The sequence below is a fragment of the Streptomyces sp. SID9727 genome (assembly GCF_010550605.1).
Taxonomy (GTDB): Bacteria; Actinomycetota; Actinomycetes; order Streptomycetales; family Streptomycetaceae; genus Streptomyces.
This window is the reverse complement of sequence record NZ_JAAGNI010000457.1, coordinates 1-15,265: the sequence shown is the minus strand read 5'-3', so window position 1 is coordinate 15,265 and position 15,265 is coordinate 1. Positions and strand designations below refer to the sequence as shown.

The 15,265-nt window shown below is 72.0% G+C and carries 14 protein-coding genes and 2 pseudogenes; 12 read left to right on the top strand and 4 right to left on the bottom strand.

Annotated elements, in window-relative coordinates; translation table 11 throughout:
• Nucleotides 1-646, bottom strand: a pseudogene (locus G3I41_RS31875) (hypothetical protein); the annotation flags it as partial.
• Nucleotides 647-779: 133 nt separating this feature from the next.
• Here G3I41_RS31875 and argH point away from each other — a divergent pair.
• The 4 genes from argH (at nt 780) to G3I41_RS31855 (ending at nt 5,446) form a co-directional block, all read left to right on the top strand.
• Nucleotides 780-2,213 (top strand): argininosuccinate lyase, encoded by a 1,434-nt coding sequence (argH, locus tag G3I41_RS31870; protein WP_343242264.1) that lies wholly within the window; start codon nt 780-782, stop codon nt 2,211-2,213.
• A 107-nt stretch (nt 2,214-2,320) separates the two neighbouring features.
• On the top strand, nt 2,321-3,292 hold the full coding sequence (locus G3I41_RS31865; protein WP_164404011.1) for an aldo/keto reductase: 972 nt from the start codon (nt 2,321-2,323) through the stop codon (nt 3,290-3,292).
• A gap of 61 nt (nt 3,293-3,353) precedes the next feature.
• On the top strand, nt 3,354-3,905 hold the full coding sequence (locus G3I41_RS31860; protein WP_164404009.1) for a TetR/AcrR family transcriptional regulator: 552 nt from the start codon (nt 3,354-3,356) through the stop codon (nt 3,903-3,905).
• On the top strand, nt 3,902-5,446 hold the full coding sequence (locus G3I41_RS31855) for an MFS transporter (protein ID WP_164404008.1): 1,545 nt from the start codon (nt 3,902-3,904) through the stop codon (nt 5,444-5,446). Before G3I41_RS31860 ends, G3I41_RS31855 begins: the two co-directional genes overlap by 4 nt.
• 69 nt (nt 5,447-5,515) lie before the next feature.
• On the opposite strand, the gene G3I41_RS31850 is transcribed toward G3I41_RS31855, so the two are convergent.
• Complete coding sequence (locus G3I41_RS31850) at nt 5,516-6,187, bottom strand: lysophospholipid acyltransferase family protein (protein ID WP_164404007.1); 672 nt, start codon at nt 6,185-6,187, stop codon at nt 5,516-5,518.
• A gap of 235 nt (nt 6,188-6,422) precedes the next feature.
• On the opposite strand from G3I41_RS31850, the gene G3I41_RS31845 reads away from it, so the two are divergent.
• Nucleotides 6,423-7,589: a glycerophosphodiester phosphodiesterase gene (locus G3I41_RS31845; protein WP_164404006.1), complete on the top strand. Its 1,167-nt coding sequence runs from the start codon at nt 6,423-6,425 to the stop codon at nt 7,587-7,589.
• Nucleotides 7,590-7,793: 204 nt separating this feature from the next.
• Nucleotides 7,794-8,300, top strand: a complete 507-nt coding sequence (locus G3I41_RS31840) for a GNAT family N-acetyltransferase (protein WP_164404005.1) — start codon at nt 7,794-7,796, stop codon at nt 8,298-8,300.
• Nucleotides 8,301-8,336: 36 nt separating this feature from the next.
• Here G3I41_RS31840 and G3I41_RS31835 read toward each other — a convergent pair whose 3' ends face one another.
• On the bottom strand, nt 8,337-8,771 hold the full coding sequence (locus G3I41_RS31835) for a hypothetical protein (protein WP_164404004.1): 435 nt from the start codon (nt 8,769-8,771) through the stop codon (nt 8,337-8,339).
• A gap of 2 nt (nt 8,772-8,773) precedes the next feature.
• Entirely contained in the window at nt 8,774-9,133 is a 360-nt protein-coding gene (locus G3I41_RS31830; protein WP_018103833.1) for a hypothetical protein, read from the bottom strand.
• Between the two features lie 590 nt (nt 9,134-9,723).
• Here G3I41_RS31830 and G3I41_RS31825 point away from each other — a divergent pair.
• From G3I41_RS31825 to G3I41_RS31800, 6 genes and pseudogenes are all read left to right on the top strand, one after another.
• Complete coding sequence (locus G3I41_RS31825; RefSeq protein WP_164404003.1) at nt 9,724-10,776, top strand: ATP-binding cassette domain-containing protein; 1,053 nt, start codon at nt 9,724-9,726, stop codon at nt 10,774-10,776.
• Nucleotides 10,773-11,441, top strand: a complete 669-nt coding sequence (locus G3I41_RS31820; RefSeq protein WP_164404002.1) for a methionine ABC transporter permease — start codon at nt 10,773-10,775, stop codon at nt 11,439-11,441. Before G3I41_RS31825 ends, G3I41_RS31820 begins: the two co-directional genes overlap by 4 nt.
• A gap of 76 nt (nt 11,442-11,517) precedes the next feature.
• Complete coding sequence (locus G3I41_RS31815; RefSeq protein WP_164404001.1) at nt 11,518-12,372, top strand: MetQ/NlpA family ABC transporter substrate-binding protein; 855 nt, start codon at nt 11,518-11,520, stop codon at nt 12,370-12,372.
• 102 nt (nt 12,373-12,474) lie between these two features.
• Entirely contained in the window at nt 12,475-13,161 is a 687-nt protein-coding gene (locus G3I41_RS31810) for a GNAT family N-acetyltransferase (RefSeq protein WP_164404000.1), read from the top strand.
• Nucleotides 13,162-13,266: 105 nt separating this feature from the next.
• A complete protein-coding gene (cbiE, locus tag G3I41_RS31805) occupies nt 13,267-14,505 on the top strand; it encodes a precorrin-6y C5,15-methyltransferase (decarboxylating) subunit CbiE (protein ID WP_164403999.1) in 1,239 nt (412 codons plus the stop codon).
• A gap of 331 nt (nt 14,506-14,836) precedes the next feature.
• Nucleotides 14,837-15,265: pseudogene (locus G3I41_RS31800) on the top strand (5,6-dimethylbenzimidazole synthase); the annotation flags it as partial.

The following is a 15,265-nucleotide window of genomic DNA, read 5'->3' as shown; positions in this document are numbered from 1 at the left end:
CGTCGGCGCCCTGTTCCCGTGCCGCGGCGATCGCGGCCTCGGCGCACAGGTCCTGGAGGACGACGTCCCCCGAGCGAGCGGCGATGCGGGCCAGCCGGAGCGGCGGCAGCAGTCCGCGCTCGACGGCGACGCGGTGGGCGAACCTCCGCGTCGCCCGGTCGGCGTTCTGCAGCAACGGGTGCACGGCCTCGGCGGGGCCCTCGCGCAGCACCCGGCCCAGCAGCTCCACGGCGAACCCGCCCCGCTCGCGCCGGCCCAGGAGCAGGATCAGCTCCGCCCGCGCGACGAGACCGGCGGCCGGTGCCTCGGCGAGCAGGGCCCGGGCCCGCTCGCGGACCGGAGCCGCCCAGTCCGAGCACCGGATGACGAGGAGGGGCAGCAGGTCCGGCCAGTAGGCCACCCGGTCGAGCGCCGCCTCCCGGACCCGGCCGTCGGGGTGGCACAGGGCGAGGGCGGCTCCGGATTCGGCCGGTGCGGCGTTCCGGTCCCGGCGCGGCGCGTCCCAGCCGTCCGGCGCGTACCAGGGCGGGTGCCGCACCGCCAGGTCGAGTTCGACCCAGTGCTCCGCCGAGTCCCGTCCGCCGAGCGCTTCCCGCAGCGGCACGCCTTCGGCCAGCTGCCCCACCGTCGTCCAGGCGTCGTCCATGATCCCCCCAGGTGTTCCCGGTGCCGACCGTACACGCGGCCGGGCGGCACCACCCCGTGCGTCTTTGACAAAAAATACAGAGCTCTGCATAGTTATGCCTATCAGTGATCGTGGCACTTCCGAGGAGCACGTAGTGAGCAACGGCAACGGCAACGGCGACGTACGTCTCTGGGGCGCCCGCTTCGCCGACGGTCCGGCCGAGGCGCTGGCCCGGCTGTCCGCGTCCGTCCACTTCGACTGGCGTCTCGCGCCGTACGACATCGCCGGCTCCCGCGCCCACGCCCGCGTCCTCCACAAGGCCGGCCTGCTCACCGAGGACGAGCTGAACCGGATGACCGCCGGGCTCGACCAGCTCGAAGCGGACGTGGCCGACGGCTCCTTCACCGGCACCATCGCCGACGAGGACGTCCACACCGCCCTGGAGCGCGGTCTGCTGGAGCGGCTGGGCCCCGATCTCGGCGGCAAGCTCCGCGCCGGCCGGTCCCGCAACGACCAGATCGCCACGCTCTTCCGGATGTACCTGCGCGACCACGCCCGCATCATCGGCGGCCTGGTCGCCGACCTCCAGGACGCCCTGGTCGGCCTCGCGGAGGCCCACCCGGACGTCGCCATGCCCGGCCGTACGCACCTCCAGCACGCCCAGCCGGTGCTCTTCGCCCACCACGTCCTGGCCCACGCGCAGTCCCTGTCCCGGGACGCGGAGCGGCTGCGGCAGTGGGACGAGCGGACCGCCGTCTCGCCGTACGGCTCCGGTGCGCTGGCCGGGTCCTCGCTGGGACTCGACCCGGAAGCGGTCGCGGCCGACCTCGGCTTCGAGCGGGGCTCGGTGGGCAACTCGATCGACGGCACGGCGTCCAGGGACTTCGTCGCCGAGTTCGCGTTCGTCACCGCGATGATCGGCGTCAACCTCTCCCGGATCGCCGAGGAGATCATCATCTGGAACACGAAGGAGTTCTCCTTCGTCACCCTGCACGACGCCTTCTCGACCGGCTCCTCGATCATGCCGCAGAAGAAGAACCCGGACATCGCCGAGCTGGCCCGGGGCAAGTCCGGGCGGCTCATCGGCAACCTGACCGGCCTGATGGCGACGCTCAAGGCCCTGCCGCTCGCGTACAACCGCGACCTCCAGGAGGACAAGGAGCCGGTCTTCGACTCCTGCGACCAGCTGGAGGTCCTGCTCCCCGCCTTCACCGGCATGATGGCGACGCTCACCGTCAACCGGGACCGCATGGAGGAGCTGGCCCCGGCCGGCTTCTCGCTCGCGACGGACATCGCGGAGTGGCTGGTCAAGAAGGGCGTGCCGTTCCGCGTCGCCCACGAGGTGGCCGGCGAGTGCGTCAAGGAGTGCGAGCACCACGGCATCGAGCTGGACGAGCTGACGGACGAGCAGTTCGCGAAGATCTCCGAGCACCTGACCCCGGAGGTCCGCACCGTGCTCAACGTGGCCGGCGCCCTCGCCTCCCGCAGCGGACGCGGCGGCACCGCCCCCTCGGCCGTCGCCGTCCAGCTGGCCGAGGTCAAGGCCGACCTCGCGGTCCAGCACGCCTGGGCGGACGCGCGCAAGTAGCCGGGAGCGCGTCGCGGGCTACGTTGAGGGTTGAGGGGTGTCCCGTGGTCCCCGGCGGGCGACCAGGGGACACCGCCCGCGTCCTGACCGACGACGAGGAGACCGCGATGCCGTTCGCCCGACTGTCCGAAGCGACCACCCCCACCGCCCACATCGGGCTCGGCCTGGCCGCCGTCGGCCGGCCCGGCTACATCAATCTCCACCGCGACCGCGACCTGCCCGCCGACCGCTCGCCCGACGCCCTGCGCGACCGTACGCACGAACTCCTCGACGCCGCCTACGCGCAGGGCGTCCGCTACGTCGACGCGGCCCGCTCCTACGGGCGCGCCGAGGAGTTCCTGGCCGGCTGGCTGGCCGCGCACCCCGAGGCGGACGACGTCGTCGTCGGCAGCAAGTGGGGCTACACCTACACCGCCGACTGGGGCCTCCACGCGGAGACGCACGAGGTCAAGGACCACGGCCTCGCCGCGTTCGAGCGCCAGCGCGCCGAGACCGCCGCGCTGCTCGGCGACCGGCTCGACCTCTACCAGATCCACTCGGTGACCCCGGACAGCCCGGCGCTCACCGACAAGGAGCTCCACGCCCGCCTCGCCGAACTGGCCGCCAGGGGCGTCAGCGTCGGCCTCTCCACCAGCGGTCCCGCCCAGGCCGAGGCGATCCTCGCCGCCCTCGCCGTCACCGTCGACGGCGCCCCCCTCTTCCGCACGGTCCAGGCCACCTACAACGCGCTGGAGACCTCGGCGGGTCCCGCGCTCGCCGAGGCGCACGCCGCCGGACTCACCGTCATCGTCAAGGAGGGCCTGGCCAACGGCCGGCTCGCCGGCGACCAGGCGCCCGCCGTCGTGCGGGAGATCGCCGACGAGGAGGGGCTCGGGAGCGACGCGGTCGCCCTGGCCCTGGTGCTCCACCAGCCGTGGGCCGGCGTCGTGCTCTCCGGCGCGGCCACCGTCGCCCAGCTCTCCGGCAACCTCCACGCGGCCGTCCCCGTCCTCGACGAGGGGCGGCGCGCCAGGCTGGAGGCCCTGGTGGAGGAGCCGGAGGCGTACTGGCGGCACCGCGCCTCACTGCCCTGGAGCTGACCTGGGAGGGGTCGGGGACCCGCATGAGACGCGAATGTCTCATGCGGGTTAGTGTTGTCCCATGACTCTTGATCGTGAGCAGGTGCTGCGCAGCGCCGCCGCCCTGCTGACCCGCAAATCCACCGCCACCATGGACGAGGTCGCCAAGGCCGTCGGCATCGGGCGCGCGACCCTGCACCGGCACTTCGCCGGACGGGACGCCCTGATCAGGGCGTTGGAAGAGCTCGGGATCCAGGAGTTCGCGGCCGCGCTCGACGCCGCCCTGATGGACGAGGGCACGAGCGAGGAGGCGCTGCGCCGGTTCGTCGTCGCCGTCGAGCCGAGCGCCGGACTGCTCTCCTTCCTCGTGACCGAGAACCAGCTCTTCGAGGGCGACGGCCAGAACGCCGGCTGGGACCGGCTGGACGCCCGCCTCGCCGCCTTCTTCCGGCGCGGCCAGGAACGCGGCGAATTCCGCATCGACCTGACCCCGGCCTGGCTCACCGAGGCGCTGTACGGGCTCATCGGCAGCGGGGCGTGGGCCGTTCAGGCGGGCCGGGTGGCCGCGCGGGACTTCCCCTACATGATCGCCGAGTTGCTGCTCGGCGGCGTACGCCGGAGCGTGGAGCAATGAGCAGCGTCGAAGAGCACCCGGAGCCCCCCGTCGACCCGTACCGCCCCGGGCGGTGGATCGCGCTGGCCGTCCTCGTCCTCGCCGTGCTGCTGGTGGCCGTCGACGCGACCGTGCTCGGTCTGGCGACCCCGTTCCTCAGCGAGGACCTGGAGCCGACCGGCACCCAGCTGCTCTGGATCGGCGACGTCTACTCCTTCGTCATCGCCGGGCTCCTGGTCTCCATGGGCAGCCTCGGTGACCGCATCGGCCGCAAGAAGCTGCTGCTCTGCGGCGCCACCGCCTTCGGCGCGGTCTCGGTGCTCAACGCCTACGCGCACACGCCCGAGATGATGATCGTGGCGCGGGCGCTGCTCGGCGTCGCGGGCGCCACCCTGATGCCGTCCACCCTCGCCCTGATCCGCAACCTCTTCCACGACCCCCGCGAGCGCAGCCTCGCCATCGGCATCTGGGGCGCGATGGCCTCGGCCGGCGCCGCCGTCGGGCCCGTCGTCGGCGGCTTCCTCCTCGAACACTTCTGGTGGGGCTCGGTCTTCCTGATCAACCTGCCCGTCATGGCGGTGCTCGTGGCGGTCGGCGTCAAGATGATCCCCGAGTCGAAGAACCCGGCGCCCGGACCGTGGGACCTGCCGAGCGTGGGCCTCTCGCTGGTCGGCATGATCGGCGTCGTCTACGCCATCAAGGAGATGGCCGCGCACGGCACGAGCTGGACCTCCGCCCTGGTTGGCGTCGCCGGGCTGCTGGCGCTGATCTGGTTCGTACGCCGTCAGTTCCGGCTCACCGCGCCGCTGCTGGACATGCGCCTCTTCCACCACCGGGGTTTCTCCGGAGCGGTCCTCGCCGACCTGCTGACCATCCTCGGCCTGTCCGGGATCGTCTTCTTCCTCTCCCAGTTCCTCCAGCTGGTCCAGGGCCGCGGGCCGCTGGAGGCCGGGCTCGCCGAACTGCCCGCCGCCGTCGGCGCCGTCACCGCGGGCCTGCTGGCGGGCACGGTCGCCCGGCGGTTCACCGTGCGGGTGGTGGTGTCCGGCGGGCTCGGCGCGATCGGCCTGGCGCTGGCCGCGGTCGCCGCCGTCCACCGGGACACGGCCTACCCGCTGATCGGCGCGCTGCTCCTGATCGTCGGCGTGGGCGCGGGCTTCGCGTTCACCGTGACGTCCGACGTCATCCTCTCCAGCGTCCCCAAGGAGCACGCGGGCGCCGCCTCCGCGGTCTCGGAGACGGCGTACGAGCTGGGCGCGGCGCTCGGCATCGCCCTGCTCGGCTCCATCGTGACCGGGGCCTACAAGGACTTCACCGCCCCGCCCGGCACCCCGCCCGCCGTCTCGGACGCCGCGCACGAATCGCTCGGGGGCGCCGTGGAGTCCTCGCACCTGCTGCCGCCGCACGAGGCCGCCGAGATGGTCACCGCCGCCCAGGACGCCTTCGTGGGCGGGCTGCACCTCGCCTCGGTCATCGGCGCCGTCGTCCTCGTGGCGACGGCGGCCGCCGCCTGGTTCCTGCTGCGCGGTCAGGAACTGGAGGAGGGCATCGTGCACGAGTAGGACGCGTACGAGAAGGGCCCGCTTCCCCCGGACCGGGGGAAGCGGGCCCTTCTCGTACGTTCCGCCGGGTCAGGCGGCCTTCGCCTTGGTCGCGTACATGTCCACGTACTCCTGGCCGGACAGCCGCATCACCTCGGCCATCACGGAGTCCGTCACGGCGCGCAGCACATAGCGGTCGCGGTCCATGCCCTCGTAGCGCGAGAACTCCATCGGCTCACCGAAGCGCACCGTGACCTTGCCCGGCCGGGGCAGACCCGAGCCGCCCGGCTGGAGCTTGTCCGTGCCGATCATCGCGAACGGCACCACCGGCGCGCCCGTCATCAACGTCAGCCGCGCGATGCCCGTACGGCCCCGGTAGAGCCGGCCGTCGGGGGAGCGGGTGCCCTCCGGGTAGATCGCGAACGCCTTGCCCTCCTCCAGGATCCGGCGCCCCGTCATCAGCGCCGCGACACCGCCGCGCCCACCGTCCCGGTCCACCGGGATCATGCCGACGCCCGTGAAGAACCAGGCCATCAGCCGGCCCTTGAGCCCCTTGCCCGTCACGTACTCGTCCTTGCCGATGAAGAACACCGGACGGTCGCAGCAGATCGGCATGATCATCGAGTCGATGAACGTCAGGTGGTTGCCCGCCAGGATCACCGGTCCCCTGCCCGGGATGTTCTCGATGCCCTCCACCCGGGGCCGGAACATCAGGCGCAGGATCGGTCCGAGCACTGCCTTGATGAGTGCGAGACGGGACAACGCTTCCTCCGGTGTAGTGGCCGGGCCCGGCCGAGGCGACGGATGGTGAAGGTCCATGCAGGTGAGGACGATACTCGCGGGTACCGGCCGATCGCACATCGGGTTCACGCGTCGGATACGCCGTGTCGCCACGTGTTCGCGCCATGTTCGTCCAGGTGCCGCCCCCGGAACCGTGCCCCTGCCTACGCTCGATCCTCGCTCGACAGGTGCCGTACATCACATGCGAGGAGCATTCATGACAGAGCGTGCGCAGGCCGCGCCGGGACGCCGGACCGTCATCGGGGCGGGGGCGGCCGCCCTCGGCACCGCCGCCCTGGGCGTCACCACGACGGCGCAGGCGGCCGACCGGAGCGGCACACACGGAGACCACGGCGGCCACCGCCTCGACCTGCCGGTCCCGACCGTCATCGGCCACCGGGGCACCAGCGGCTACCGCCCCGAACACACGCTGGGCTCCTACCAGCTCGCCCTGGACATGGGCGCGCACATCATCGAGCAGGACCTCGTCCCCACCCGCGACGGCCACCTCGTCTGCCGCCACGAGAACGACATCACCGCCACCACCGACGTCTCCGCGCACCCCGAGTTCGCGAACCGGCGGACCACCAAGACCGTCGACGGCGTCTCCCTCACCGGCTGGTTCACCGAGGACTTCACCCTCGCCGAGCTGAAGACGCTCCGCGCCAAGGAGCGCATTCCGGCCAACCGCCAGAAGAACACGCTGTACGACGGCCGCTGGGAGGTCCCCACCTTCGAGGAGGTCCTGCGCTGGGCCGACCGCGAGGGCCGCCGCCGCGGAAAGCCCGTCTGGCTGTACGTCGAGACCAAGCACCCCAGCTACTTCCGGGGCCTGGGGCTCGGCCTGGAGGAACCCCTCGCCAAGCTGCTGCGCCGCTACGGACGCCACCGCGCCCAGTCCCCGGTGATCCTCCAGTCCTTCGAGCCCGGCAGCGTCCAGCGCCTGGCGCGGCTCGTCGCGACCCCGCGCATCGTCCTGCTCTCCGGCGCGGGCAGCAAACCCTGGGACTTCGAGGTGTCCGGCGACCCGCGCACCACGGACGACCTGGTGAAGCCGGCCGGCCTGAAGTGGATGGCGTCCTTCGCGCAGGGCATTGGCCCCACCCTGGACCTGATCATCCCCAAGGACGCCGCCGGCCGGCTCACCGAGCCCACCACCCTGGTGCGCGACGCCCACGCCCAGGGCCTCGTCCTCCACCCGTACACGATGCGCAACGAGAACACCTTCCTGCCCGCGGACTTCCGGCGCGGCAGCGACCCCAACGCGTACGGGGACGCGTTCGGCGCCTTCGCCGCGTACTTCGCGACCGGGATCGACGGCATCTTCTCCGACAACCCGGACACCGCCCTGCTCGCGGCTGCGGACTTCGCGGCGAAGAGGTAGGACGACGGGCCCGACTCCCCGTCAGCAACCGGCTCCCATCACATCGCAGGGGAGTTGGCTATGTCACAGGGGAGTTTGGGCCCCATCCGTTCCCGATGCCTTGGATGTCTGCGCAGAATGCTCGCGGCGGAGGTTGTCGCTCCTGGACCGTGGGAAAGGAGCGGGAGACAACCGGCGGAGCAGGTGAGCGGGAGGCATGCGCACATGGGCATGAGCGTGATCATCTCGGCGGCGGACGTGCGGGACGCCGAAGAGATTCTGAAGCTGCAGTACCTCTGTTTCCAGAGCGAGGCGCAGCTGTACGGCAATTACCGCATCGACCCGCTCGTCCAGACCCTCGACTCGGTGCGCGCCGAGATCGCGGAGAACCTCGTCTACGTGGCGCGGCTCGGCGACGAGGTCGTCGGCTCGGTGCGGGGCTCGATCGACGAGGAGGGCGCGGGCCGGATCGGCAGGCTCTGCGTCCACCCGCGTCTCAGGGGCCACGGCCTCGGCGCCCGGCTGCTGCGGTCGGTGGAGGCGGGCCTCGCCGAGGAGCGCGCCGCCACCCGCTTCCGGCTGCACACCGGCCACCGCAGCGAGGGCAACCTGAGGCTCTACCAGCGCGCGGGGTACGCCGCCGTGGGCAACGCGACCAGCAGCGACGGGGTCATGATGATCCTGTTGGAGAAGGAGGCCCAGGCCCCCACCGCGTACGTGGCCAGCGCCTAGCCGTCCGGCGGGCGGTACGAGCGCCGCGCCCCGCCGTCACGCGGTCCGGGCGCGGCGCAGCCACATCATCCCGGTGACCGGCAGGATCACCGGGATGAACAGGTAGTCCCGGCCGCAGTACGACCACACGGTCGCGTCGGCGAACGCGGACGGCTCCACCAGCGTCCACGTCCCCACGATCAGCACCCCGGCCAGCTCGGCCGCGCAGCACACCAGCGCCGTCCGGCGTGCCCGCTCGCCGCCGCGCACCAGCGAGTACGTGATGAAGCCGTAGACGACCGCGGCGACCGCCGACAGCACGTACGCCAGGGGCGCGCGGCCGAAGTCCAGGATCATCTGGACGATCGAACGGGACGCCGCCGCCACGGTGAACACGCCGTAGAACCAGACGAGGACCCGGCCGGGGCCGGAACCCAGGTCGAAGGGCCGCTTCTCGCCGGCCGTCGCCCGCGTGGTGTCGGTGTCGGTCACGGTCAGCTTCCCCAGATGTCGTAGAGCCGTACTTCGAGGACGGCCAGGACGACCGCGCCCGCCGCCACCGTCACCGAGCCCCAGCGGGTCCGCTCGCTCAGCGACAGGAACCCCGCCGCCGGCACGGCGAGGAACGCCCCGGCGAGGTACGCGATGAAGATGGTCATGCCCTGCTCGGGCCGCTCGCCGCGGGCCAGCTGCACGATGCCCGTCACCAGCTGCGCCAGGGCCAGCAGCGAGACGACGGCCATGCCGATGAAGTGCCAGTCCTTGGTGGGCTGGTCCCGGTAGGCGGCGTATCCGCACCAGGCGGCGAGGGCGAGGGCGGCCACGGCGACCGCGACCGTCAGGGCGTCGAGCATGAGCCGAGGGTATTACGGCGCACGGGGCCCGCCGCGTGCACCCCCGGCTCGGGCGGGAAGCGCGACGGGGCCGGTGATCGTGGCCTTGACCACAGGGCGCCCGGCCTCCGGGCATCGGGGGAGCGGGGGTGCCGGCCGGGTCTGGAGTGCATCAACGCAGGTCAGAGCGGTGCGACTGGAATGGTTGGGCTGATGTGCGTCTGTCGCGCCACCCCATCCACCGCTGTCCGCTATCCGGACAACCGGTCCGGCCGAAAGCTCACGTCTGTTTTACTTGTGCCCATGACCACGACGAGCAGCCGCACCCTTGCGACCGAGGCGATCACGACGCCCGGTGCTCGTTGTATGGGTCGAATGCGCGCCTTCTGAGGGCCCACGACCGAGCCTCGCGCCCCGAAGCGAGAACCCTTCCCCCGGCCGTCCGCATCCAGCGGAACGAGCCCGCACGTCCCGGCCCGCGGTGACCCCCGCGCCCGGACGCCCCGGGAAACCGCTCGGAACGTCCGATCGAAAACGTCCGGATCACCCCGGACGCATGCCCCGTGCCCGGCGGACACCGCGCCGCGCACTCGACAGTGACGGAAACCCCTGTGATCACCACGACGGGCCTCACGAAGGTCTACCGTTCGCGCGACCGCGAGGTCACCGCCCTGGACGGCGTCGACCTCCACGTACGCGAGGGAGAGGTGTACGGCGTCATCGGCCGCAGCGGCGCCGGCAAGTCGTCGCTCATCCGCTGCGTCAACCTCCTGGAACGCCCCACCTCCGGCACCGTGACCGTGGCCGGCCAGGACCTCACCGCCCTCGCGGGCCGGGGGCGCCGGGCCGGCAAGGAACTGCGCGAGGCGCGCAGCCGCATCGGCATGGTCTTCCAGCACTTCAACCTGCTGGCCTCCCGCACCGTGCAGCGCAACGTCGAACTCCCCCTGGAGATCCTCGGCGTCACCGGCCGCGAGCGCTCCCGCAAGGCCCTCGAACTCCTCGACCTGGTCGGCCTCGCCGACAAGGCCACGTCCTACCCGGGCCAGCTCTCCGGCGGCCAGAAGCAACGCGTCGGCATCGCCCGCGCCCTTGCCGGCGACCCCAAGGTGCTCCTGTCCGACGAGGCGACCTCCGCCCTGGACCCCGAGACCACCCGCTCCATCCTCCAGCTCCTGCGCGACCTCAACCAGCAGCTCGGGCTCACCGTCCTGCTCATCACGCACGAGATGGACGTCGTCAAGACCATCTGCGACTCCGCCGCGCTGATGCGGGGCGGCCGGGTGGTCGAGTCCGGCACCGTCGGCGAACTCCTCGCCACCCCCGGCTCCGAGCTGGCCCACGAGCTGTTCCCCGTGGGCGGCACCGCCTCCGCGCCCGACCGCACCGTCGTGGACGTCACCTTCCACGGCGAGGCCGCCGCCCGCCCGGTGATCTCGCAGCTCTCCCGTACGTACAACATCGACATCTCGATCCTGGGCGCCGCCATGGACACCGTCGGCGGCAGGCAGATCGGCCGCATGCGCATCGAGCTGCCCGGCCGGTTCGAGGAGAACGTCGTCCCGATCGGCTTCCTGCGCGAACAGGGCCTCCAGGCCGAGCTCGTCGACGGCCCAGACGCCGCACCCGTACCCGCACCGCTCACCAAGGAGGTGGCGAAGTGACCTGGTCCGAAATGCAGCCGCTGCTGACGCAGGGCACCCTCGACACCCTCTACATGGTGCTGTGGTCCGCCCTCGTCACCGTCCTGGCCGGACTGCCTCTCGGCGTCCTGCTCGTCCTCACCGACAAGGGCGGACTGCTCCGGAACACCCCGGTGAACAAGGTCGTCGGCGCGATCGTGAACATCGGCCGCTCGCTGCCGTTCATCATCCTGCTGATCGCCCTGATCCCGTTCACCACCTGGGTCGTCGGCACCTTCATCGGCCCCACCGCGATGATCGTGCCGCTCGCCGTCGGCGCCATCCCGTTCTTCGCCCGGCTCGTCGAGACGGCGGTCCGCGAGGTCGACCACGGGCTCGTGGAGGCCGTCCAGTCCATGGGCGGTTCCATCCCGACGATCGTCCGCAAGGTCCTCCTCCCGCAGGCCCTGCCCTCCCTGGTCTCCGGCATCACCACCACCGTCATCGTGCTCATCGGATACTCCGCGATGGCCGGCGCGGTCGGCGGCGAAGGGCTCGGCTCCAAGGCCGTCACCTACGGATTCCAGCGCTTCGACAACCGGTTCATGCTGATCACGGTCGCGCTGCTGATCGTCATCGTGACCCTCGTCCAGCTGATCGGCGACCTCGCCGTCCGCCTGCTGGCCCGCCGCGGCCGCACCACCTGAGGCTTCCCCTTCCTCCACCAGGCCCGCACTCCTTGTCCGGGCGCACCACCATCACCACCTGAAAGAGGCACTTTTCGTGCGTACCAGCATCAAGATCACCGCCGCAGCCGCGGCCACCACCGCCCTCGCCCTCGGCCTCACCGCCTGCGGCACCGACTCCGACCCGTCGTCCAAGAGCGGCGGCGCCGACACCTCCAAGGCCCTCGTCGTCGCCGCGTCCCCGACGCCGCACGCCGACATCCTCGGCTTCGTCAAGAAGAACCTCGCCGACAAGGCCGGACTCAAGCTGGAGGTGAAGGAGTTCACGGACTACGTCCTGCCGAACACCGCCACCGAGACCGGCCAGGTCGACGCCAACTTCTTCCAGCACCAGCCCTACCTGGACGACTTCAACAAGAAGAACGACACCCACCTGGTGTCCGTCGGCACCGTCCACCTCGAACCCCTCGGCCTCTACTCCAAGAAGGTCAAGGGCCTCGACTCCATCAAGGCCGGCCAGACCATCGCCGTCCCCAACGACACCACCAACGAGGGCCGCGCGCTCCAGCTGCTCGCCGAGAACGGCCTCATCACCCTCAAGGCGGGTGTCGGCACCAGCGCCAAGCTGAGCGACATCACCGACAAGAAGGGCCTGGAGTTCAAGGAGCTGGAGGCCGCGACGGTCCCGCGCGCCCTGAACGACGTGGACGCCGCCGTCATCAACGGCAACTACGCCATCGAGGCCGAGCTGAAGCCGTCCAAGGACGCCCTCGTCCTGGAGAAGGCCGACGGCAACCCGTACGCCAACATCGTCGCCGTCAAGAAGGGCGACGAGAAGGACCCCCGGGTCCAGAAGCTCGTGAAGCTCCTCCACTCCGACGAGGTCAAGAAGTTCATCGAGGACACCTACCAGGGCTCGGTCGTCCCGGCCTTCGGTGACGCCAAGTCCTGACCCGTACGCGCCACTTGCCCCAGGAGCCCCGCACACCCCGCCCAGGGGGTGCGGGGCTCCGCCGCACCCACCCGGCCATGCACGCGCCCCCCGCGATGCTGCATGCTGTGCATTTACACGGTCTTCGGCATGGAGCTGCGCATGACTTCCACCTTCCCGGACATCTCCATCAGCACGGACCGGCTGGTGCTGCGCCCATTCGACATGGCGGACATCCCCGCGTACATCGAGATGATGAACGACGAGCTGGTCACCGCCTGGACCGACGCGCCCCACCCGTACACCCAGGTCGACGCCGAACGCTGGGTACGCAGAATCGCTCCGGCACACCGCACCAAGGGCGACGGGATCGCCCTGGCCGTCACCGAGTTCCTCACCCAGCGCCTCGTCGGCTCCGTACGGCTCCGCAACACCGACTGGCGCACCCTCTCCACCGAGGCCGCCTACATCACCGCCCCCTGGGCCCGCGGCGAGGGCTACGCCACCGAGTCCGTGCTCGCCGTCGCCCAGTGGCTCTTCCGCGACCAGGGCTTCGAGCGCATCGAACTGCGCACCGCAGCCGACAACACCGCCTCCCAGCAGGTCGCCCAGAAACTCGGCTGCATCAGCGAGGGCGTCCTGCGCAACGCCCGCATAGCGCGTACCCGGACCGAGAACGGCACGGACGGCGGCTGGACCGACATCCGCACCGACCTCATCGTCTGGGGCCTGCTCCCCGAGGACCTCGAAGGCGTCGCCGAACAGCTCGCCGACGCCGGCGGCTACGGCACCTACAGCGACTGGAACTGACCGGCGCCGGGGTCCCGGCCCCTCGCCGGAGGGGACCCGGTAACCTCACCCTGCCCGCCCCCGGGCACCCCCCGCCTGCGACGACTCCAGGAGAATGACACCAAGATGGCCGACCGGGTCACAGTGATCGGCTGGGACGGCTCGCCGCTGACCAGAGCGGCCACCGCAGCGCTCTCGGCCGCGACCCTGGTCGCCGGGGCCGCCCACCACCTCGCGCTGCCGGAAGTCCCCCGGGGCGCCGAACGCATCCGCCTCGGTTCCGTCGACCTCGCCGCCCGCCGCATCGCCGGCCACCGCGGCAGCGCCGTCGTCCTCGCCGACGGCGACCCCGGCTTCTTCGGCGTCGTCCGCACCCTGCGCGCCCCGCAGCACGGGCTGGAGGTCGAGGTCGTCCCGGCCGTCTCCTCCGTCGCCACCGCCTTCGCCCGCGCCGGCATGCCCTGGGAGGACGCCCAGACGGTCGTCGCCCACCCGCGCACCCTGCGCCGCGCCGTGAACGTCTGCCGCGCCCACCACAAGGTAGCCGTCCTCACCTCACCCGGCGCCGGACCCGCCGAACTGGCCCTGCTCCTCGAAGGCGTCCACCGCACGTTCGTCATCTGCGAGGAGCTGGGCACCGACCGCGAACAGGTCACCGTCGTCACCTCCGACACCGCCGCCGACCACGTCTGGCGCGACCCCAACGTCGTCATCGTCATCGGCGGCGGCCCCGAGCGGCAGGCCGACGGCGCCTGGATCGCCGGCCGCCACCCCGCCTACCCGCAGGGCGTACGGGGATGGGCGCTGCCCGCCGGCGCCTACCCCGACCCGGGCACCCGCCCGACGGGGGAGAGCGGCGAGGGCGAGGGACCCGTCCTGCGCGCCGCCCAGCTCGCCCACCTCGGCCCCCGCACCGGCGACCTCGTCTGGGACATCGGCTCCGGGGGCGGCGCCCTGGCCGTCGAGGCGGCCCGCTTCGGCGCGGCGGTCCTCGCCGTGGACAGCGACCCCGACGCCTGCGCCCGCACCACGGCCGCCGCCCGCGCCTTCGGCGTACAGCTCCAGGTCGTCGAGGGCCGTGCCCCGCACGTCCTGGAACGGCTGCCCGAGCCCGATGTCGTACGCATAGGAGGCGGTGGTGTCCCCGTCGCCACCGCCGTCGCGGACCGCCGGCCCGAGCGGATCGTCACGCACGCCTCCACCCGCGACGAGGCCGAGGCCCTGGAGGCCGCACTGGCCGGAAACGGCTACACGGTCTCCTGCTCGCTCCTGCAGTCCGTCGAACTCGACACGACCGCCTGGTCGGAGCGCGAACGCACGGTCGTCTTTCTGCTTTCCGCACTTCGTTCGGACCTTGCCCCCTGACCCGTCGGCATGCGGTGCGAGGTAGGCTGGCCGATCGTCGCACCGCTCCCGGACGTTCGTCGCTTCGTTCGTCAATGTCCGGAAAAGAGGACCGTTTTGGTTCCCGTTGTGGTACGGCAGCACCCTGGGACGCGCAACGTGGCGCAGTCCACAGCGGGCCGTGGCGAAATGAGCTGCCGCGGCGGCGAACGACCGCGAGAATGCAGGATGTCCGCGACCGGTTCGTGCCGCGCGGCGCGCCCGCTCGTTCCACCGGACGAGCACCGCGTGCCGTGTCCGGGCGTCCCGGGCGAAGGGCCGAAGGAGCACTGACGATGGGCGAGGGGAACGCATGAGTGACACCGGCCGGATCCCGGGCGAGGGACTGCCGGAGGACGCGGGCACGGTGGAGCAGCCGGGCGTCCCCGCGCCTGACTCCTACACCTACCCCGAGCCCTCCGCGCACACCCCCGAGGACGACGACCTCCTCCTGATGCCGAGCGCCCAGGGCGCCTGGGGTGAACCCCAGCCGGCGGCTCAGACGACGGAGCACTACGCGGACCCCGCCGCGCAGGGCGCGTATCAGCCGCACTTCCAGCCGGCCGACCCGGCGCACGCCCAGGGCCCCGTCCAGCTCCAGGAGCAGGCCCCCGCGTACGCCATGCACCAGGCCGCCCCCGCGCCGCTGCCCGGGGCCGGCCCCGGCGCGCACGAGGCCGGAGGCCGCGATTCCGGCTCCGTCGACCTCGGCGCCGTCCGCATCCCCGCCCCCGCTGCGCAG